A 19,585-nucleotide genomic window follows, 5' to 3' on the forward strand; every position below is an offset into this window, starting at 1 on the left:
CCGCCGGCGCGGAACGGTACCGTCCCGGGCGGGGGGACCAGACGGGGTGCCGGCGCCCGACGCGTGCCGCATGCCCGGCCACGACGACGCCGGCACAGGGGAGCCATGACCAGCGACGACTTCTTGTACGACCACGCGGACCGGGCCGTCGGCCGCTGGAGCGCCCGGCTGCTGGCGCTGAGCCGGGCCGTCCACGCCGAGCCGGAGACGGCGTTCGCCGAGCACGGGGCCGCGGCCCGGGTGGCCGAGGTCCTGCAGGAGGCCGGGTTCGACGTCGAGCGTGGTGTCTGCGACCTGCCCACGGCGCTGACCGCGACGGCGGGCGAGGGCGATCTCACGGTGGGGATCTGCGCGGAGTACGACGCCCTTCCCGGGGTGGGGCACGCGTGCGGGCACAATCTGATCGCCGCCGCGGGCGTGGGTGCCGCAATCGGCCTGGCCGCCGTGGCCGACCGTCTCGGCCTCCGGGTGAAGCTCCTCGGTACGCCCGCCGAAGAGCACGGCGGGGGCAAGGTCCTGATGCTGGAGCGCGGGGCGTTCGACGATGTCGCGGTGGCGATGATGGTGCACCCGGGCCCCACCGACCTGACCTTCGGTGGCGACCGCACCACCGCCGCCGCCCGCTTCGAGGTGGTCTTCCGGGGACGCACGGCACACTCGGCCAAGTCCCCGCACGAGGCGCTCAACGCGGGTGACGCGGCGGTCGTCGCCCAGGTCGCCGTCGGCCTGCTGAGGCAGCAGATCACCTCCGCCTCACGGGTCGCGGGGTTCGTCCGGGAAGCCGGGCAGCGCACCAACATGATCCCGGAGCGGGCCGTCCTGGAGTACGAGGTGCGGGCACCCGCCGCCGGGGAACTGGCCCCGCTCACCGAACGGGTCCTGGACTGCTTCCGGGGCGCCGCGATCGCCACCGGGACCACGGCCGACATCCGCCGCACCCAGCCCGACTACCTCGACCTGCGGCAGGACCCCTGGCTGCTGGGGACGTACGAGCGTCATCTGAAGGAGTTCGGCCGCGCCGCCGAGCCGGTGCCGCCGGGCAGCGTGAGCGCCTCCACCGACATGGGCAACGTCAGCCACGTGCTGCCCTCGATCCACCCGCACATCGGCGTCCTCGGCTGCCGGGCGACCCCGCACCACGCGGAGTTCGCCGACGAGATGACCACCCCGGCCGCGGACACCGCGCTGCTGGACGCCGCGCGCCTGCTGGCCAGGACGGGCGTGGACCTGGCCCGTGACGCCGAGCGGCGGGACCACTACGTGCGGGCGCATCGGCGGCGCCTGCGCGGCGGCGCCGCCGGCTGACGCCGGGACGGCCGGCCGGCGAGGAGCCGGCAGGGCGCGGTGCCCCGTCCTCGCGGACGTTCGGCGGGGTGGCGAGGCGCTTGCCGGATCGGTGGCGAGCGTCACGACACGCCTCGGACGCAAGGGCATTGCTCCAGGAAGTCGCCCGGGGCCGGGCGCACCCACCCGGGGAACGGGCCGCCCCGCGCGGCGGAGGGTCAGCCGCTCACGCGGCCTGGGCACCCCGACCCACACGAAAGGTAAGGTGACCCTAAGTTCGCCGCCCCCCGTTGTTCGGAGGCCCCATGACCCTGCCCGCGCTGCCCGCGGACCCCCTGCGACGACCGCCCCGGCTGCCCCGTCCGCACCCGGTGCCCCGGCTCTCCGGGGCCGCCGTGGACCTGCCGTCCCCGGCGGACGAGGCGGAGTTCTGGGAGCGGGTGCTCCGTGCCGGTACTCCGCTGGTCGGGCCGGACCCCGGGGGAGACCCGGACCACGCGGCGGTCACCTTCCTGTGGCGCGGCGATCACACCACCCGGGCCGTCCAGGTCATGCCCAACAAGATCGGCGACCCGCGCTCCCCCGAGGACAACCTCATGGACCGGGTACCGGGCACGGATGTCTGGCACTGGACGGTCCGCCTGCGCCGCGACTGGCACGGCACCTACGACCTGCTCGTCGACGACACAGCCGACACAGCCGACGCAGACAACGCAGACAACGCCAACAACGCCAACAACGCCAACAACGCCAACAACACGGACAACGCTCACAACGCGAAGGGCGCAGCCGCGGGGCACGAGGGCGGCGGCGGCACGGCTGCCGGGCGCCCGGATCCGGGCAGTGCCCCCTACTGGCCCTGGCTGCGGGCCCGACACCGCAGCGACCCGTTCAACCCACGCCGCCTTCCCCGCCGTTGGAGCGGCAGTCCGCTGCCGTACGCCGAACTCCCGGACGCCCCCGGCGCGTCCGCATGGGTGCCCCGCCCCGGTACCGCGGGGGGCACGCTGGGCGAGCACCGGGTGACGAGTACGGCGCTCGGTACCGGCCGCCGGGTCTGGCTGTACGAGCCCGCCCGGCGTGGACCGGGCGAACTGCCCGTGCTGGTGCTCCTGGACGGCGACCACTGGGGGCCCCACCTCGGTGTGGCGCACCTGCTCGACAACCTGATCGCCGACGGCCTGATCCCGCCGGTCGCCGCCGTCCTGCCGGACTCGGTCGACGCGGACACCCGGTACCGGGAGCTGACCTGCCGTCCGGAGTACGTCTCCTTCCTCGCCGACGAGCTGCTGCCGTGGGCGGCGGAGCACCTGCCGCTCACCCGCGACCCCGGTCGCACCGTGATCGCCGGGCAGAGCCTGGGCGGGCTGATGGCGGCCTACGCCGGACTCACGGCCCCGCACCGGTTCGGGCACGTGCTGGCCCAGTCGGGCTCCTTCTGGTGGCCCGCGGGCCCGCACGCCGAATGGTTCGCGGACGCGCTGGCCGCCTCCGCACGGGTGCCGGTGCGCTTCCGGTTCGCCTTCGGCGAGCAGGAGTGGGTGGCCCTGCCCGCCGCCCGGCGGCTGCGGGCCGCCCTGACCGCCGCCGGCTACCACGACGCCGTGCACCGCGAGTTCAACGGCGGCCACGACTACCTGTGCTGGCGGGCCGAGCTGGCCGACGCGCTGGTGGCCGCGCTGTCCGGCAGCGCGCACGCCGCGGCGTAGCCCGCGGGCACCGGTACGTCCGCGACCCACCAGCCCGCCGGCACCCGCGGCCGGGGACCGGTGCCGACGAGCAGGGTGCGCGGTCCCGCTCCCCCGAGGCCCTCGCCGGTCGCCTTCAGGCAGGCCTCCTTGCGGGTCCAGCAGCGGGCGAAGGCGACGGCGCACGCGGCGGGGTCCGAGCCCGCCAGGCGCGTCAGCTCCCGCTGCTCGACGGGGTGCAGGGCGCGTGACGCGTCCATGGCCGTACGGGGCTGCGGCAGTTGCTCGACGTCCACCCCCACCGGCCGGTCCGCCAGCACGATCAGAGCCAGCCCTCCCGAGTGGGAGAGGGAGAAGTGGAGCCGCTCGCCCGCCGCCCCCGCGACGGCGGGCCGGCCGTGCGGTCCCCGGCAGCCGGGGCAGGGCAGGCGGGTGAGCGGCACCTCCGCCGGGCGCATGTCCAGCCGCTCGCCGAGCAGTTGCCGCAGGGCGGTGTGCGCGGCGGCGAAGAGCGCCCGGTCGCCCGGCCGCCTGAGCGCCGCCGCACGACGGCGCTCCGCCGCGTCCAGGGTGGACGCGTTCCGTGGGCCGGCGGCGGGCGGGCGTACGGCCCACACCTTTGGCCCTTCCGGCCCGGCTCCGGGCACGCTCACCCGGGACACGGCACTCACGCCGGGGACGCCTCCGTCCCCGGCACCGACTCCGCTTCTGCCGCCGTCTCCGTCTCTTTCTCCGTCTCCGTCTCCGTCTCCGTCTCCAGCCAGTGCGCGCAGGCCTGGCGGTCGGCGGGGCCGAAGCGGGGCGTCCAGCCGGGCGGGACCTGCCGCCACTGCGGCCACAGGGACCGCGCGCCCCGATCGTTCTCCAGCACCAGGTAGGGCGTCGCCCGGTCGAAGGGGGCGAGGTCACCGGGGTTCATGCGTCGATCTCCCTGAGCCGGGCCGCCAGGACGGCGCCGACGGTGTCGAGTTGGCGGTCCTGTGTCATCCGCGGATGGGTGCAGTCCAGGTCGACGTTGACGATCCGGCCGCCCGCATGGGGCCGCCACGCCTCGTACGTCAGCCAGTCCTCCTTGCGGGGCGCCGCCGCGGTGAAGAACACCATGTCGCCGTCGTAGCGCCGGTGGTGGTGCTCGCGCATCAGGCGTGCGTTGTGCGGCACGATGTCGACGATCCGGGACAGCGTCCGGCCGGGGAGCCCGGCCAGCGGGCTGCCCGCCCGGCTGAGCGAGGCCACCACGTCGCCCCTGCTGCGCTCGTCCCGCCGTTCCAGGCCTGCCATCCGCAGTACGGCGGTGAGCGCGTCGCCCTCCTCCGGTGCCGGCCGGTCCCGCCACTGCTCGGCCGGGAAGGCGTCGAGCAGGGCCAGCAGGTCGACCCGCTCCCCCGCCTCCTGCAACAGCACGGCGACGGTGTGCGCCAGCGCCCCGCCCACCGACCAGCCGAGCAACCGGTACGGACCGGACGGCCGGACACGGCGGATGTGCCGGACGTACAGCGCAGCGGTCTCCTCCAGGGTGTCCGGGAGCGGCGCCGGATCGAGCAGTCCCGGCGCCTGGACGCCGTACACCGGCTGCCGCGGCCCGAGCCGGGCGGGAAGGCCCGCGTAGCACCAGGCGATGCCGCCCGCCGGGTGGAAGGCGAACAGCGGTGGCCGGTCGCCCTCGGCACGCAGCGGGAGTACGGTCCCCAGGGCGTCCCGGGAGGCGGGGCCCGCCTCGTCGATCCGGGCCGCCAGGGCGGCGGGTGTGGGCGCCGCGAAGAGCGAGCCGACGGTCAGTTCGACGCCGAACTCCTCCCTGACCCGGGCCACCAGGTGGACCGCGAGCAGGGAGGTGCCTCCCAGGTCGAAGAAGGCGTCGTCGGGCCCGGTCTCCTCCAGGCCGAGCACCTCGGCGAAGAGCCGGGCCGTCGCCGCCTCCCGCTCGGTGGCCGGGCGCCTGGAGGCGCTCGCGAACACCGGGGCGGGCAGCGCACGCCGGTCCAGCTTGCCGTTGGGGCTGAGCGGGAAGGAGTCCAGCCGGACCACGGCCGCCGGGACCATGTGCTCCGGCAGGGTCCCGGTCAGGGCCCTGCGGACGGCGGCAGGGTCGGCGTCGCCGGTGATGTAGCCGATCAGCCGCTGGTCGCCCGGCCGGTCCTCGCGGACCAGCACGACGGCGCCGTCCACCCCGTCCCGCGCGCTCAGTGCGGCCTCGATCTCGCCCGGTTCGATCCGCTGGCCGCGCAGCTTGACCTGGTGGTCGGTGCGGCCGAGGTACTCGACCTCGCCCTCGGGTGTCCAGCGCGCCAGGTCTCCGGTGCGGTACATCCGGCTGCCGGGCGGGCCGAAGGGGTCGGCCACGAACCGTGCGGCGGTCAGCTCGGCACGGCCCAGGTAGCCGTCGGCGAGCTGGGCACCGGCGAGATAGAGCTCACCGGGGACGCCGGGCGGACAGAGCTGGAGGGCGGCGTCCAGGACGTACAGACGGGTGTTCCACACCGGTGCGCCGATCGGCACCGGTCCGTCGTGCTCCGGCCGGCAGGCGTGGTGGGTGACGTCGACGGCCGCCTCGGTCGGCCCGTACAGGTTGTGCAGCTCCACTCCGGGCAGGACGCGGGCGAAGGTGTGCGCGGTGTCCCGGGGGAGCGCCTCGCCGCTGCAGAACACCCGGCGCAGGCCGCCGAGACCGCCCTGGGCACTGTCCGAAGGGACGCCGCCGCCCGCGACGGCCGGGTCGGCGAGGAACATCTGGAGCATGGAGGGCACGAAGTGGCAGGTGGTGACCGCCTGTTCGCGGATCAGCCGGGCCAGGTAGGCCGGGTCCCGGTGTCCGCCAGGCTCGGCGACCACGAGGGTGGCGCCCACCCGCAACGGCCAGAAGAACTCCCACACCGACACGTCGAACGAGGACGGCGTCTTCTGCAGCACCCGCTCGCCGGGGGTGAGCCGGTACGTGCCCTGCATCCAGCGCAGCCGGTTGTCGATGGCGGCGTGCGGGACGACGACGCCCTTGGGCCGGCCGGTCGAGCCGGAGGTGTAGATGACGTACGCGGGGTGCGACGGGGTGAGCGCGCGGGCCGGGTTGGTGGGCAGGTACCCGTCGAGGTCGAGCCCGTCCAGCACGGCCAGGGGCGTTCGGGTGGTCTCCGGCAGCCGGCCCGCCCGGTCGGTGACCGCGCAGACGGGCGCGGCGTCCGTGAGCATGTGGGCCAGGCGTTCGTCCGGGTAGTCCGGGTCCAGCGGCAGGTACGCGGCACCGGACTTGAGTACTCCGAGCAGGGCGACCGGCAGCTCCGCCGAGCGGGGCACGGCGACCGCGACGACGGTGCCCGGACGGGCGCCCAGCGAGATCAGGTGGCGGGCCAGCCGGTTGGCCCGGCCGTTCAGTTCGGCGTAGCTCAGCACGCTGTCGCCGAACACCAGGGCCGGGGCGTCCGGGGTGCGGTTCGCCTGTGCCTCGATCGGGCCGATCAGGGTGGTGCCCGGCAGTTCCCGGGTGGTGTCGTCGAGGGCGTCCAGGAGCTGGGCCCGCTCGGCGGGCAGGGCGACGCCGTGCACGGCCGTCGGCAGGTGCGGATCGGTCCGGGTGAGGCGGGTCAGCAGGGACAGGAAGCGGTCCTGGTGGAGGGCGACCTCGGCGTCCTCGTGGAGAGCCGGGTTGGCGTCGTGGTCGATGCGCAGCCCCCGCTCCCCGCCGAGGTCGTACACGTTGACGGTGAGGTCCTCCACCGGGCCGGAGGACAGGCTGCGGGCCAGCGCCGGGGAGCCCGCGAAGTCGGCGCCGAAGTCGAAGGGCATCACGTTGACCAGCGGCCCCAGCAGGGCCCGGCCCGCGCCGAGCAGGCCCAGGTCGCGGCGGATGTCCTCGTAGCGGTACCGCTGGTGACGGCGGACGGCACGGACGGCCAGGACCACCTGGCGGACCAGTTCGGCGAAGGTGGCCTCCGGGTCCACCGCGAGCCGCAGGGGCAGCACGTTCATCACCATGCCGGGGATCCGCAGGGCGTCCGAGCCCATCCGGCTCATCATCGGCAGGCCCAGCACCACGTCCCGGCGCGCGGTGGCCCGGGAGGTGTACAGCGCCTGGGCGGCGATCAGCACCTCGGGCCAGGTGGCACGCAGTCCGGCGGCCAGCTCGCGCAGCCGGGCCGCCTCCTGCCCGTCCAGATGGGCGCTGCGGCGGTGGAACGACCGGGAGGGCAGCGCGGACCGGCCGGCGAGCAGCGGGGCCTCCGGACGGTCGGCGAGCAGCTCGCGCCAGTGGGCGGCGTCCGCGGCGCGCGCGTCGCCCGCACGGTACTCGGCGTCCTGGGCGAGCAGCCGGTCCAGGGTGCCGAAGGGGCGCGGGGCGGGTGGGCGGCCCTCGGCCAGCGCGGTGTACACCTCGGCGGTGCGGCGCATCAGCAGCATGTAGCCGTACCCGTCCATGACGAGGTGGTGGATCCGCTGGTAGTACAGCCACCGCTGTTCGCCGGTACGGAACAGGACGTACCGGAACAGCGGGCCGGCGGCGAGGTCGAAGGGGACGGCCAGGTCCGCGTCCATCCACGCCTCGGCCTGCCGGTCGGCGTCCGGACGGCCGCGCAGGTCCCGCACCTCCAGGGGCGGGTCGGGCCACCGGCAGGGGAACTGGCGGGGCCCGTCGGCCAGGTCGGCGACGCGGACCCGGAGCGCGTCCGCCTCGTCGGTCACCTGCCGCACGGCGCGGGTGAACAGGGTGGTGTCCAGCGGGCCGTGGATCTCCAGGCACTGCGCGGTGTTCAGCGCGGGGCTGTCGGGGTCCAGGGCCTGTAGGTACCACATGCCCGACTGGGCCGCGGTGAGCGGCAGTCCGCGGTCTGCGGCCCCGTGCCGGGGACCGGTGTCGGTGGGCGCGGCGGTGGTGTCGCCGATCGGTGCGAGGGTCATGAGGCGGCCCCCAGCAGGGGCGCCCACGCCTCGATGGCGGGCCGCTCGGCGAGGTCGGCGAAGTCGGCGGCGACGCCGTGGTCGCGCCGCCAGCGTTCCAGCAGGGACATGATGCGGACCGAGTCCAGGCCGTGGTCGACCAGGTTCTCGTCGACGGGTACGTCCGCGGGGTCCTCGCCGAGGCAGTCGGCGACATCGTGGCGGATCTGCTCGATGGTGAGTGCCATGGCTGCTCAGGTCTCCTTGGTGAGTGCGCCCTTCAGCGCGTCGGTGAGTGCGTCGGTGGTGTCGACCCGGGCGCAGCGGCCGGCCGCCCAGCGCAGCGCCATGTCGTGGTCCTCGCGGGAGAAGTCGGCGACGGCGTCGGCGGCCACGAAGGCGCGGATGTCCCGCATCCAGGCGTCCGCCGCGCTCATCAGTACGCCGATGTGCGCGTACACGCCGGTGACGATCAGTTCGTCGCGCCCCCAGGCGGCCATCCGTCCGGCGAGTTCCGTGCGGACGAAGGCGCTGTACTTCCATTTGGTGAGCAGGGTGTCCCCGGGTGCGGGGGCCACCGCGTCCGGGATCGCGAGCGCGCGCGGGTCGTCGGCGACGCCCGGTCCCCAGAAGTCGAGTTGCAGGCCGCGTTCGGCGGGGGTCTGGCCGCCGCGCTGCACCGAGTAGACGACCGGCGCACCGGCCGCGCGGGCCGCTCCGATCAGCCGGGCCGTGTTGCGGAGCATCCCGCTCAGGGGCTGCTCGCCGGTGGGGAAGGCGTCCAGGAAGTGCTGCTGCAGGTCGTGCACGAGCAGCACCGCGCGGGACGGGTCCGGGACCCATGTGACCCGGTTCTCCGGCAACTCGCCGGCGGTGGGCGGCGGATAGCCGCAGATGGCGGGAAGTGCCATGGTGGTGGGGGCCTTTCAGTGCTGCTCGGTGGGGTGTGCGGCGGCCGTCTCGGTGGCGGCCGACCGCAGCCCGTTCTTGCTGACCTTGCCGACACCGGTGTGGGGGAACGCGTCGACGAAGCGGACCTGGTCGGGCACCTTGTAGGCGGCCAGGCCCTGTTCGCGGACGAAGCGTTTGATCGTCACCGGCTTCAGCGGCCCCGCGTCGGGGCGTGGGATCACGTAGGCGAGGGTGCGTTCGCCCAGGTAGGCGTCGGGGACCGCGACCACGCAGACGTCGTGCACCCAGGGGTGGCGCAGGACGGCGTTCTCCACCTCCTCCGGGGCGATCTTCTCCCCGCCGCGGTTGATCTGGTCCTTCGCCCGGCCCTCGACCACCAGGTGCCCGGTCGGGGTGCGGCGCACGATGTCCCCGGTGCGGTAGAAGCCGTCCTCGGTGAACGAGCGGGCGTTGTGCTCGGGGGCCCGCCAGTAGCCGCGGATGGTGTACGGGCCCCGGGTCAGCAGGTGCCCGAACGCGCCCTCGGGGACGTCCTCGTCGCGGTCGTCGGCGATGCGTATCTCGTCGTCGGGGGAGATCGGCAGGCCCTGGGTGGTGACCACCGTCTCGTACGGGTCGTCCAGGCGCGTGTAGTTGACCAGCCCCTCGGCCATGCCGAAGACCTGCATCAGCCGGCAGCCCAGGGCGGGCTGGAGGCGCCGTGCCGCCGCCTCGCTGTACTTGGCGCCTCCCACCAGGACCAGCCGCAGACTGGACAGGTCCCGGTCCGCCCCGGCGGCGGTGTCGGTCCACACCAGGGCGAGCGGCGGCACCAGGCCGGTCATGGTGATCCGCTCCCGTTCGATCAGGGGGAAGGCGGTTGCCGGATCGGGCGACGGGCACATCACCACGGTGCCGCCCGCGTACAGCGTGCCCAGCCAGCCCGGGGAGCTGGCGGGGAAGTTGTGCGCGGCGGGCAGCACCACCAGGAACCGGGTGTCCGCGTCGACGCCGCAGATCCCGTTGGAGCCGCGCAGGGAGTAGAGGTAGTCGTCATGGGTGCGCGGGATCAGCTTGGGCACGCCCGTGGTGCCCCCGGACAGCTGGAGGAAGGCGAGTTCGTGCGGTTCGGGCCGCCGCGGCTCCGCGCCGGCGGCGGGCGGGTCGCACGGCACGTCGGTGAGGGGTGTGTGCTCGCCCGGGTCCCCGACCACGAACACGTGCCGCAGTGTCGGCGTCGTCCTGCGCACCTGGGCGGCGAGTTCGCGGTGGTCGAAGCCGGCGTGCCGGTCCGGGATCACGTAGGCGGCGGCCTCGGTGAAGGAGCAGAAGTAGGCGATCTCGGACTGCCGGTGCGCGGGGAGCGCGTACACGGGCAGCGCGCCGATCCGGAACAGCGCGAACGCCACCTCGACCAGTTCGCCGATGTTCGGCAGTTGCAGGACGACGCGGTCGCCCCTGGTGATGCCGCGGGCCCGGAAGCCCGCTGCCAGCCGGTCGACGCGCTCGTCGAGCTGCCGGTAGGTCCAGGTGCGCCGGTCGGGCGCCGGATCGATCAGGGCGATCCGGTGCGGGTGTTCCGTGGCCCGCTCGCGCAGGAACCCGCCGAACGTCTCGCCGCTCCAGTACCCGGCCGCGCGGTAGCGCTCGGCGAACTCGGCCGGCCAGGTGGGGGCGTCCGTACCGGGGGTGGTGGCGGAGGACGGGCTGTCCGTGGTCACAGTGCGGCTCCCACGGCGTCGAGGAAGGTGCGGAACTTGGCGGCGGTCTCGTCGGTCTCCGCCTGCGGCGAGGAGGCGGCCACGACCCCGGCGCCGGCGAACAGGCGCAGCCGGTTGCCCTCGGCCTCGGCGCAGCGGATGGTCACGACCCACTCGCCGTCGCCGCACGCGTCCTGCCAGCCGACCATCCCGGTGTAGGCGCCGCGGTCGAAGGGCTCGGAGGCGGCGATGACCTCCCGCGCCACATCGGTCGGGGTGCCGCACACCGCGGGGGTCGGGTGCAGTGCGGACGCCAGGTCGAGGGCGGTGGTGGCCGGGTCGGCGAGTTCACCGGTGACGGTGGTCGACAGGTGCCACATGGCGGCCGTGCGGACCAGGGTCGGCCGCCCGGGGACCTCCAGGCGGGTGCAGTACGGCTCCAGCGCCCGCCGTACGGCGTCCACCACCACGGCGTGCTCGTGCAGGTCCTTCTCCGACTGCAGCAGCGCGGCGGCGCGCCGGACGTCGTCGGCGAGGTCGGCGCTGCGGGGCGCGGAACCGGCCAGCGGGTTGGCGGTGAGCAGCCCCCCGGTACGCGCCACCAGCAGCTCCGGGCTGGCGCCGACCAGGGTGCGGCCGGGGCCGGCGGGGACCGCGAAGGTGTATCCGGCGGGGTCGCGCCGGGCCAGGCGGCGCAGCATCGCCGCCAGGTCGGGTGCCGTGGCGGAGGTCAGTTCCAGGGTGCGGGCGAGGACGACCTTGTCGAACTCCCCGGCCCGCATGCGCTCCACCGCGGCGGCGACCGCCTGACGGTACACGGCGGCCGACGGCACCTCGCGCACCTGCCAGGGGTGCGGGGCGCCCTCGCCGGCGGGGAGAACGGCCGACGGGTCCTCACGCAGGGCCGGAGCCCGGCGCAGGCTTCTCGGTACGGCGAGTGCGGCGGGGGCGTCCCTGTCGAACGGGACCGCGCCCATGACCAGCGGGACAGGGGCTCCGGCGCCGTCGGTGCGGCGACGGTGTGCGGTCTGCTCGGCGAGCACGGCCCGCACCCGTTCCCCCAGCGGTCCCGTGCCGTGGGGGACCTCGGCGGCCGTGCCGGTGCCGAGCAGGGTGCGGTGGGGGGTGGCGAGGAACCGGTGCCCGCCCGGCCGGTAGGCGCGCAGCAGCGCGCCGGCGGCACCGGGCAGGACGGCAGGGGCCGGCGGGGGCGGTTCGTGCACAGAGGTGGTCATGAGGTTCTCCGGGTCCGTCCGGCGCGGGGCGTGGGGCGACGGAAGTCGGGGGCGGGGGGTGCGAAGCGGGGCGGGTGCGGGGGTCAGGCCCGCAGGGTGGCGCCGCCGTCGACGTAGAGGTCGTGCATGGTGATGTGGCGGGCCCGGTCCGAGGCGAGGAAGACCACGGCGTCGGCGATGTCCGCCGGGTCGGCGATCCGGCCGAGCGGAATGCCGGTGCGGTGGGCGGCGAGGTCGCCCTCGATCACCCGGCGCGCCGCCGCTTCCTCGTCGTCGCCGGTCCACAGCGCCCGCTGCATGTCGGTGAGGGTCGAGCCGGGCGAGACGGTGTTGCACCGCACGCCGTGCGCGGCCACTTCCAGGCCGAGGCACTTGGTGAACATCACGGCCGCCGCCTTGGACGCCGCGTAGGCGGACAGTCCGGCGCGCGGGATGCCCGCCGCGTTGGACGCGACGGTGACGATGCTGCCGCCGCCGCGGGCGGCCATCCGCCGCGCGGCGGCCCGTGAGACGTGGAAGACGCCGGTGGTGTTGACGGCGAAGGTGTCGGCCCACACGTCGTCGGTCGTGCCGGTGACCGGGGCGGAGTGCAGGACGCCGGCGACGTTGACGGCGATGTCGAGCGGGCCCAGGGTGTCCTCGGCCTCGGCCACGGCGGCCTCGACGGCCGCCGGGTCCCGTACGTCGAGGGCGCGGGCGACGACCCGTTCCCGGGGTCCGCCCGGTCCGCCGTCGTCGGGCCCGCGGCGCTCGCCGTCGCGGTGCCGCCGCGGGTCCCCGGGGTCCTCCCCGGCGAGGCGGCGGACGCCGTCGGCGTGGAGGTCGGTGGCCAGGACCCGGGCGCCGCGGTCGGCCAGCGCCCGCACGACGGCCTCCCCGATGCCCCTGCCGGCCCCGGTCACCAGGGCGTTCCGGCCGGTGAACTCCGTTGGTGAGAGGGTCACTTGACCATCGCCTCGCGGATGTCGCCGAGCACCTTCAGGGCGGCCTGGGCGCCCCCGAGGCTGGTCCACATCGAACCGTCGATCTGCACGGCCTGACCGGACCTGACGGCCTTCAGCTGCCGGTACGCGGGCTTCTCGGCCAGCTGGTCGAGCAGCCCGGCGTCCTTGCCGCCGGAGGCGAGGGTGCCGATGAACAGCCAGTCGCCGTCGATCTCGGAGAGGTTCTCGTCGCTGATCGGGGTGGAGTGGCCCTCGCCCTTGTCGTTCTGGATGCCCGGCCGCTTGAAGCCGAGGTCCTTCAGGACGTCGGAGATGAACACGCCCTGCTGCATCACCGCGGTGCCCTTGGCCGAGTACCGGGCCACGGACACCGACGCGCCGGCCCGGCTGCCGAGATCCTTCTTCAGGGCCGCGGTCTTCCCGTCGTAGTCGGCGAGGAAGGCCTTGGCCTCGTTGGTCCTGCCCAGCGCCTTGCCGGTGAGCTGGAGGGAGGTCTTCCAGTTCTTGCTGCCGTCGAGGGTGACGACGGTCGGCGCGATCCGGCGCAACTGCTGGAGGACCTGCTCGTCGGCCGTCTGCCCGGCCAGGATGACGTCCGGCCTGGCGCGGACCACCTTCTCGATGTCCGGGCCGGTGACCGCGCCCACCACCGGTATACCGGCCGCCTGTTCGGCGAGGTAGGCGGGTGCGCCCTGCTGGCCGCGGCCCGCGGTCAGGCCGACCGGCTTCACCCCGAGGGCGAGTGCCGAGTCGAGGTCCATCTCGCTCAGCGTGAGCACCCGCCGGGGGTGCTCCGGCACCTTCACCGCCGTGCCGGTGGCATCGGTGACCGTCACCGTGCCCGTCGCCGTGCCCGTCGCCGCGGGCTCACCGCTCCCTGACGCGCCGCCCGAGGAGCCGCAGGCGGTCAGGGACAGCGCGGCGGCGGTCAGCGTCACAGCCGCCAGAGCGGGGCGGGTGAAGCGGTTCGGGCGAGATGGGTGGTTCATCACCATGGCGTGCCTTTTCCTGTTTCTCTGCATGGGTCCGGTGGTCGGGCAGCGCGCTTCTTCGTTGCGGCAGCACCTCTGCGATCCACGACCACAGGGACCTTGACGGCCTTTCGGCAGGCGTGCGCCACCAGGGCGCCCCACCGAGGGAAGCAAAACTTAGGTTAGGCTAACCGTATGTTGACTGTGCAAGGGGGCGGGGTGGAAGGGAGCGGGCCCGGCCGGACGAGCGGCCCCGCGGCCGGATCCGCGACGGGGGCTCCGGGCGCTCCGGACACCCCCGAAGCCCCGGCGGAGCCCGACGCACCAGGGGGACCGCCGTCTCCGCTCGGACGGGCGCCAGGGCGACTCACCCCGTGGGCCGTCGCCGGCGTCCTCGTCCTGCTGCCGGTGCTGGGGCTGCTGTCCCTGCTGATCGGCACCGGCTCCAGTTCACCCGCCCGCGCCTGGGCCTACCTGCTCGGCGACCCGGGCGCCCGGGCCGACGCCCAACTGCGCCTCGCCGTCGTGGACCTGCGCCTGCCGCGGACCCTGGCCGGGCTCCTGGTCGGCGCCTGCCTCGGAACGGCCGGCTGCCTCCTTCAGGCCGCCACGCGCAATCCGCTGGCGGAGACCGGGCTGCTCGGCGTCAACTCCGGCGCCGCCTTCGCGGTCGTCGTCGGACTCACCTTCTTCGGCGTCGGCTCCCCCGAGGGCCTGCTGATGTGGGCGCTGCTCGGTGGCATGGCGGCCAGCGCGGCCGTCCTGCTCCTGGCGAGCGCCGGACGCACCGCGGGCTCACCCCTGCGCCTGGTGCTCGCCGGCTCGGCGCTCGGCGCCACCTTCCACGGCCTGACCTCCTCGGTACTGCTCGGCACCCGGTCGACCTTCGACACCTACCGCTACTGGACCATCGGCTCCCTCGCCGGAACCACCACCGAAGGCCTGCTCCCGCTGCTGCCGCTGGCCGGCGCCGGACTCCTCCTCGCGCTGCTGACCGCGCGCCCGCTGTCCGCCCTCGCACTCGGCGACGACAGCGCCCGGTCCCTGGGCCACCGTCCCGGCCGCACCCGGTTGGTGACCGCGGCGGCCGTCTCCCTGCTCGCCGGGTGTGCGGTCGCCGTCGCCGGGCCGATCGCCTTCCTCGGACTTCTCGCGCCGTACGCGGCCCGTGCCCTGACGGGGCCCCGCATGACCGCCCAGCTCCTGCTCTCCGCGGTGGTCGGCACGGACGTCATGCTCGCCGCGGACATCCTCGCCCGGATCGTCATCCGCCCCTGGGAGACCCCGGTCAGCGTGCTCCTCGCCTTCGTCGGCGGCCCGCTGCTGGTCTGGATCGCCCGTTCCTCCCGCCTGTCCACCGCAGGAGCCACCGCATGACGGACGTGACACCGCACGGGATGCCGGAGAGTCCCGCCGCGGCACCGAGGACCGCACCCGGTCGCACCACCTCCCCCGTTGCGCACGCCCCCACGGGCACCGGCACGTCGCCCTCCTCCCCCGGCCCGGAGTCCCCGCCCTCCGGAACGTCGGCCGCCTTCTCCCCCCGGCCGATGTCCCCGCCCCCCGCCCCGCCCCCCGGCCGGGGGGCGATCGGCATCACGCCCCCGGACAGCACCGTTCTGCGGCGCGGCACGCTCTCCTGGCTCTTCCCGCGGCGCGGCGCCCTCGCCGCCGCACTGCTGCTGCCGCTGATCGCCGTCCTCACCGTCCTCGCCACGCTGGCGAGTTCGACCGGCATGAGCCTGGCCGACACGGTCTCCGGGCTGCTCGGCACGGGCGACCCGGGAGCCACGATGATCGTGCGGGACTTCCGGCTGCCCAGGATCTGCGTCGGCGTCATGGTCGGCGCCTGTCTCGGCATCGCCGGCTGCCTGACCCAGGCCCTCGCCGGGAACCGTCTCGCCACCCCCGACCTGATCGGTGTCAACGACGGTGCCACGGCGGTCGTCGTCGCCACCGCCGCCGGATCGTCCACCGGCATGGTCGGCGCCTGGTGGCTCGGCCCGCTCGGCGCCGTCGGCGCCGCCGTGCTCGTCGTGCTGTGCGCGGGCGGCGCGGGCACCGCCGGCTACCGCGTCCTGGTCGTCGGCATCGGCGTCTCCACCTTCATCGGTGCGGCCGGTGACCTCATCATGTCCCGGGAGAACGACAACACCGCCGGTGGCGTCTTCCTCTGGGCCGTCGGCAGCCTCAACGGCCGCGACTGGACCGTCGGGACACCGCTGCTGATCGCCCTGATCGTGCTGCTGCCGTTCGCCCTGGCCGTCGGTCACCGCCTCCAGCTCCTGCGCTTCGACGACGACGTGGCCGCCGCCCTCGGCGCCGACCTGCGCCGGGTACGGGCCGCCGCGCTGGCTCTCGCGGTCGCCCTGGCCGGCATCGCGGTGGGCGTCGGCGGCCCCATCGGGTTCGTCGCGCTGGCCGCTCCGGTCCTCGCCCAGCGGCTGGCCGGACCCACCCGGGTGCCCGTCCTGGGCTCGGCCCTGGTGGGCGCGGCACTGATCACCGCTGCCGACGCCCTCGGCCGCGTCGTCGCCCCCGTCGAACTCCCCGTCGGTGTCGTCACCAGCGTCCTGGGCGGCCCGTTCCTGCTCTGGGTGCTGCTGCGCGCCGACCCCGACGGGACCACCACCGGAAAGGCCTGACCCCACCGTGACCGACCTGACGCAGCCGGGCCGCCCGGGCCTGGACGTTCGCTCCCTGCACGCCGGCTACCCCGGCCGCCCCGTCGTCCGGGGCGTCGACCTGACCGTCCCCGCCGGGCGGGTCGCCGCGGTCGTCGGCCCCAACGGCTGCGGCAAATCCACCCTGTTGCGCACCATCGCCCGCCTGCACCGGCCCGACTCCGGAACCGTCCGTGCGGCGGGCGAGGACGTCTGGTCACTGACACAGCGCCGCGCCGCCCACCGGATCGCCCTGCTCCCGCAGGCGCCGCGCGCCCCCGAGGCGATCACCGTGGCCGGCCTGGTCCGCTACGGCCGCCACCCCCACCAGGGCCTGCTCCGCCAGTGGTCGCGCGCCGACGAACAGGCCGTACGGGAGGCCCTGGACGCCACCGGCACCGCCGGCCTGGCCGGTGAGCGCCTCGACCGGCTCTCCGGTGGTCAGCGGCAACGCTGCTGGCTGGCCATGGTGCTCGCGCAGCAGACCCCGGTCGTCCTCCTGGACGAGCCCACCAGCGCGCTGGACCTCGGCCACGCGGTCGAGGTCCTGGAACTGGTCCGCGAGGTGGCCGCGGCCGGACGCACCGTGGTGATGGTCCAGCACGACCTCGCCGCCGCCGCTCGGTACGCGGACACCGTCGTCGCCATGAAGGACGGCCGCGTGACCGCCCAGGGCGCCCCGGCCGACACCGTCGACGAGGCCCTGGTGAAGGACCTCTACGGCATCGACGCCGACATCCTCCGCGCCCCCTCGGACGCGTCCCCGGTGGTCGTCCCCCGCCCACGCGCCCGGGTCGTCTGACCCACGGGCTCGGAACGTGCCAGGGCGACACGACGTCCGCCGCACGGCCACACACCGAACCTCACGCACACAGGGTGTCGCCGTCTGCCGACCGGACCACTGACCCCGGCAGGTCGCAGAGGGCGTCGCGCACCGGCCGACGGCCGGGCGGGCGCCCGGACAGCGGGGCGGACCACGGCACGCCGTGGGGCGGACCGGAGCACGGGAGCGTCAGCAGCCCGACGACCACGGCGTCGGCCTCCCGAACACCGCCGGCGGCCGGGACCGGACGGCGTCGCGGCCCGCTTCGGGGGTGGCGTGATCGGACAAGAGAATTCGGACAGACCGCCGTAGGGTCGCGACATGCACCAAGAACCGGACCTGACCGGCATCCCCGTGGACACCTCCGCCCCCGTCCTGGTCACCGGCGCGACGGGGTACGTCGCCGGGTGGCTCGTGAAGGGCCTCCTCGACGCAGGTGTCACGGTGCACGCCGCAGTGCGCGACCCGGGCAGCACCGCCAAGATCGAGCACCTCGTCGACTTCGCCGAGAAGGCGCCGGGTGACATCCGGTTCTTCGCCGCGGACCTGCTGGAGGAGGGCTCGTACGCCGAGGCGATGGCCGGCTGCCGCATCGTGTTCCACACGGCGTCCCCGTTCACCAGCCAGGTGGACGATCCCCAGCGCGAGCTGATCGACCCGGCCGTCCTGGGCACGCGCACCGTGCTGGAGAGCGCGAACGCGACCCCCTCCGTGCAGCGGGTCGTGCTCACGTCCTCCTGCGCCGCGATCTACACCGACGCCACCGACTGCGCCAAGGCTCCCGGCGGCCGGCTGACCGAGGACGTCTGGAACACGACCGCGTCGCTGGACTACCAGCCCTACAGCTACTCCAAGCTGTTGGCCGAGCGGGCCGCGTGGGACATCGCCGACGCGCAGGACCGGTGGCGGCTGGTCGTCATCAACCCGTCCCTGGTCATCGGGCCCTCGGTCAACGCGCAGCCCACCTCGGAGAGCTTCTCGATCGTCCGGCAGCTCGGTGACGGCACCCTGCGCCGGGGCGCCCCCCGTGCCGGGCTCGGTGTCGTCGACGTCCGCGACCTGGCCCGCGCGCACATCGCCGCCGGGTACCTGCCCGACGCCCACGGCCGCCACATCCTCTCCGGCCACGACGCCGACCTCCTCGCACTGGGCCGGGCCCTGCTCCCGCGTTTCGGGGACCGCTTCCCGATCCCCAGGCGTGCTCTGCCCAAGCCGCTGGTGTGGCTCGCGGCGCCGAGCGCCGGGCTCTCCCGCACCTTCGTCAGCCGCAATGTCGGCGTGGAGTGGCACGCGGACAACGGCAAGAGCCGCCGTGAGCTGGGCATGGTCTACCGGCCGCTCCAGGAGTCGATGGAGGACATGTTCCAGCAGTTCGTCGAGCAGGGCGCGGTCACCGCCCGCGCGTAGCCCGATGTCGACCTACTCCCTCACCGCGGGCTGGCGCCGCGTCCTGTCCGCTCTCGGTCTGGACCCTGCGGCGGTACTGCGGCACGCCGGTCTGCCCGCGGATCTCCCGGAGCGTCCGCAGGCGCGGATCGGGGCCGAGGAGTTCTTCGCGCTGTGGGAGGCGGCCGACGCCCTGTACACCGGCCCCGACCTGGCGGTCGCGGCTGCCTCGGCGGTGTCGGCCGATCACTTCGACGCGCCCGTCTTCGCCGGGCTGGCCAGCCGCGACCTCGCCCAGGCGGCGGCACGCATCGCCGTCTACAAGCGGCTCATCTATCCGGTGACGCTGGACGTGCGCACCGATACGGGCCTCAGGATCGCGCTGCGCCCGCGGGACCCGTTCACGCCGCCCGCCGTGCTGGAACGGTTCGAGCTGCTCTTCTGGGTGGCCTTCGCCCGGCTGGCGACGGGGGTCCGGGTGGGTCCGGCGCGGATCACGGTGCCCGCGCCGCCCGACGACCAGTCCGCCGTGGCGGAATTCCTCGACGGCGTCCGCCTCACCCGCGGCCACCGCGCGGAAGTGGTCTTCTCCCCGAACGACATGCACCGGCCGTTCGTGACCGGCGTGCACACCGGAATGTGGGAACACGTCGAACCGGACCTGCGCCGGCGCCTGCGCGACCTGGAGGAGTCCGCGACGTGGGCGGAGCGCACGCACACCGCACTGCTGACCTGCCTGCCGGCGGGGCGGGGCACCCTGGCCGACGTGGCGGCCGAGCTGGCGACGAGCCCGCGCACCCTGCAGCGCCGCCTGGGTGCGGAAGGAACGTCGTTCCAGAAGGTCCTCGCGCAGACCCGGGAGCGGATGGCCCGGGCCTACCTGCGGCGCTCCTCCCTCTCCTACACCGAGATCGCGTTCCTGATCGGGTACGGGGAGCTGACGTCGCTCCACCGCGCCCTGCGCCAGTGGACGGGTGAGACGCCGCGCGGCCTGCGCTCCGACGTGAGCGGACCCGCCCTCAGCGGTCGGCGCTGATCTGCCCGACGCCCCCGTCGGGCAGCCACCGGGCCCGGCAGCCGGCCGCACGTCCTTTCCTGCGGCGCGTCCGTCTCCACCGCAACGGCCCTCTT

The 19,585-nt window shown here is 74.9% G+C and carries 16 protein-coding genes; 7 read left to right on the forward strand and 9 right to left on the reverse strand.

The features are described 5' to 3' along the window. Positions 1-105 precede the first annotated feature (105 nt). Both I3F54_RS00850 and fes read left to right on the forward strand, forming a co-directional pair. A complete protein-coding gene (locus tag I3F54_RS00850) occupies positions 106-1,305 on the forward strand; it encodes an amidohydrolase (protein ID WP_240116524.1) in 1,200 nt (399 codons plus the stop codon). A 284-nt stretch (positions 1,306-1,589) separates the two neighbouring features. Beyond that, on the forward strand, positions 1,590-2,993 hold the full coding sequence (gene fes / locus I3F54_RS00855) for an enterochelin esterase (protein WP_240116525.1): 1,404 nt from the start codon (positions 1,590-1,592) through the stop codon (positions 2,991-2,993). On the opposite strand, the gene I3F54_RS00860 is transcribed toward fes, so the two are convergent. From I3F54_RS00860 to I3F54_RS00900, 9 genes are all read right to left on the reverse strand, one after another. After that, on the reverse strand, positions 2,918-3,643 hold the full coding sequence (locus I3F54_RS00860) for a 4'-phosphopantetheinyl transferase superfamily protein (RefSeq protein WP_240116527.1): 726 nt from the start codon (positions 3,641-3,643) through the stop codon (positions 2,918-2,920). The two genes, fes and I3F54_RS00860, sit on opposite strands and share 76 nt — an antisense overlap. Beyond that, complete coding sequence (locus I3F54_RS00865) at positions 3,640-3,891, reverse strand: MbtH family NRPS accessory protein (protein ID WP_240116529.1); 252 nt, start codon at positions 3,889-3,891, stop codon at positions 3,640-3,642. The genes I3F54_RS00860 and I3F54_RS00865 overlap by 4 nt, the downstream gene beginning before the upstream one ends. Beyond that, a complete protein-coding gene (locus I3F54_RS00870) occupies positions 3,888-7,862 on the reverse strand; it encodes an amino acid adenylation domain-containing protein (protein ID WP_275675551.1) in 3,975 nt (1,324 codons plus the stop codon). The genes I3F54_RS00865 and I3F54_RS00870 overlap by 4 nt, the downstream gene beginning before the upstream one ends. After that, positions 7,859-8,089, reverse strand: coding sequence for a phosphopantetheine-binding protein (locus tag I3F54_RS00875; RefSeq protein WP_240116530.1), 231 nt, complete (start codon positions 8,087-8,089; stop codon positions 7,859-7,861). The genes I3F54_RS00870 and I3F54_RS00875 overlap by 4 nt, the downstream gene beginning before the upstream one ends. 6 nt (positions 8,090-8,095) lie before the next feature. Next, positions 8,096-8,752 (reverse strand): isochorismatase family protein, encoded by a 657-nt coding sequence (locus tag I3F54_RS00880; RefSeq protein WP_240116531.1) that lies wholly within the window; start codon positions 8,750-8,752, stop codon positions 8,096-8,098. 15 nt (positions 8,753-8,767) lie between these two features. Further along, the gene (locus I3F54_RS00885) at positions 8,768-10,453 is read right to left on the reverse strand and encodes a (2,3-dihydroxybenzoyl)adenylate synthase (RefSeq protein ID WP_240116532.1); all 1,686 of its coding nucleotides are present in this window, start codon (positions 10,451-10,453) and stop codon (positions 8,768-8,770) included. Continuing rightward, positions 10,450-11,667 carry an isochorismate synthase gene (locus tag I3F54_RS00890; protein WP_240116533.1) on the reverse strand — a complete coding sequence of 406 codons (1,218 nt, stop codon included), beginning with the start codon at positions 11,665-11,667 and terminating at the stop codon, positions 10,450-10,452. The genes I3F54_RS00885 and I3F54_RS00890 overlap by 4 nt, the downstream gene beginning before the upstream one ends. A gap of 83 nt (positions 11,668-11,750) precedes the next feature. After that, positions 11,751-12,611 carry a 2,3-dihydro-2,3-dihydroxybenzoate dehydrogenase gene (dhbA, locus tag I3F54_RS00895; protein ID WP_240116535.1) on the reverse strand — a complete coding sequence of 287 codons (861 nt, stop codon included), beginning with the start codon at positions 12,609-12,611 and terminating at the stop codon, positions 11,751-11,753. Further along, positions 12,608-13,606: an iron-siderophore ABC transporter substrate-binding protein gene (locus tag I3F54_RS00900; RefSeq protein WP_240116536.1), complete on the reverse strand. Its 999-nt coding sequence runs from the start codon at positions 13,604-13,606 to the stop codon at positions 12,608-12,610. The genes dhbA and I3F54_RS00900 overlap by 4 nt, the downstream gene beginning before the upstream one ends. 171 nt (positions 13,607-13,777) lie before the next feature. Here I3F54_RS00900 and I3F54_RS00905 point away from each other — a divergent pair, with 171 nt between their 5' ends. From I3F54_RS00905 to I3F54_RS00925, 5 genes are all read left to right on the forward strand, one after another. Then, on the forward strand, positions 13,778-14,959 hold the full coding sequence (locus I3F54_RS00905; RefSeq protein ID WP_240116537.1) for an iron ABC transporter permease: 1,182 nt from the start codon (positions 13,778-13,780) through the stop codon (positions 14,957-14,959). Positions 14,960-15,132: 173 nt separating this feature from the next. Further along, a complete protein-coding gene (locus I3F54_RS00910; protein ID WP_240116749.1) occupies positions 15,133-16,227 on the forward strand; it encodes an iron chelate uptake ABC transporter family permease subunit in 1,095 nt (364 codons plus the stop codon). A 7-nt stretch (positions 16,228-16,234) separates the two neighbouring features. Further along, complete coding sequence (locus I3F54_RS00915) at positions 16,235-17,047, forward strand: ABC transporter ATP-binding protein (protein ID WP_240116538.1); 813 nt, start codon at positions 16,235-16,237, stop codon at positions 17,045-17,047. 342 nt (positions 17,048-17,389) lie between these two features. After that, the gene (locus tag I3F54_RS00920; RefSeq protein WP_240116539.1) at positions 17,390-18,475 is read left to right on the forward strand and encodes an NAD-dependent epimerase/dehydratase family protein; all 1,086 of its coding nucleotides are present in this window, start codon (positions 17,390-17,392) and stop codon (positions 18,473-18,475) included. Positions 18,476-18,479: 4 nt separating this feature from the next. Continuing rightward, on the forward strand, positions 18,480-19,490 hold the full coding sequence (locus tag I3F54_RS00925; protein ID WP_240116540.1) for an AraC family transcriptional regulator: 1,011 nt from the start codon (positions 18,480-18,482) through the stop codon (positions 19,488-19,490). Positions 19,491-19,585 lie beyond the last annotated feature (95 nt).

It is taken from the genome of Streptomyces sp. MUM 2J, from assembly GCF_022414535.1.
Lineage (GTDB): Bacteria > Actinomycetota > Actinomycetes > Streptomycetales > Streptomycetaceae > Streptomyces.

Coding starts and splice junctions, on each gene's coding strand:
- I3F54_RS00850 (WP_240116524.1), top strand. CDS start 106: ATGACCAGCGACGACTTCTTGTACGACCACGCGGACCGGGCCGTCGGC.
- I3F54_RS00925 (WP_240116540.1), top strand. CDS start 18,480: ATGTCGACCTACTCCCTCACCGCGGGCTGGCGCCGCGTCCTGTCCGCT.
- I3F54_RS00865 (WP_240116529.1), bottom strand. CDS start 3,891: ATGAACCCCGGTGACCTCGCCCCCTTCGACCGGGCGACGCCCTACCTG.
- I3F54_RS00920 (WP_240116539.1), top strand. CDS start 17,390: ATGCACCAAGAACCGGACCTGACCGGCATCCCCGTGGACACCTCCGCC.
- I3F54_RS00905 (WP_240116537.1), top strand. CDS start 13,778: ATGTTGACTGTGCAAGGGGGCGGGGTGGAAGGGAGCGGGCCCGGCCGG.
- I3F54_RS00890 (WP_240116533.1), bottom strand. CDS start 11,667: ATGACCACCTCTGTGCACGAACCGCCCCCGCCGGCCCCTGCCGTCCTG.
- I3F54_RS00870 (WP_275675551.1), bottom strand. CDS start 7,862: ATGACCCTCGCACCGATCGGCGACACCACCGCCGCGCCCACCGACACC.
- I3F54_RS00880 (WP_240116531.1), bottom strand. CDS start 8,752: ATGGCACTTCCCGCCATCTGCGGCTATCCGCCGCCCACCGCCGGCGAG.
- fes (WP_240116525.1), top strand. CDS start 1,590: ATGACCCTGCCCGCGCTGCCCGCGGACCCCCTGCGACGACCGCCCCGG.
- I3F54_RS00875 (WP_240116530.1), bottom strand. CDS start 8,089: ATGGCACTCACCATCGAGCAGATCCGCCACGATGTCGCCGACTGCCTC.
- I3F54_RS00910 (WP_240116749.1), top strand. CDS start 15,133: ATGTCCCCGCCCCCCGCCCCGCCCCCCGGCCGGGGGGCGATCGGCATC.
- I3F54_RS00900 (WP_240116536.1), bottom strand. CDS start 13,606: ATGGTGATGAACCACCCATCTCGCCCGAACCGCTTCACCCGCCCCGCT.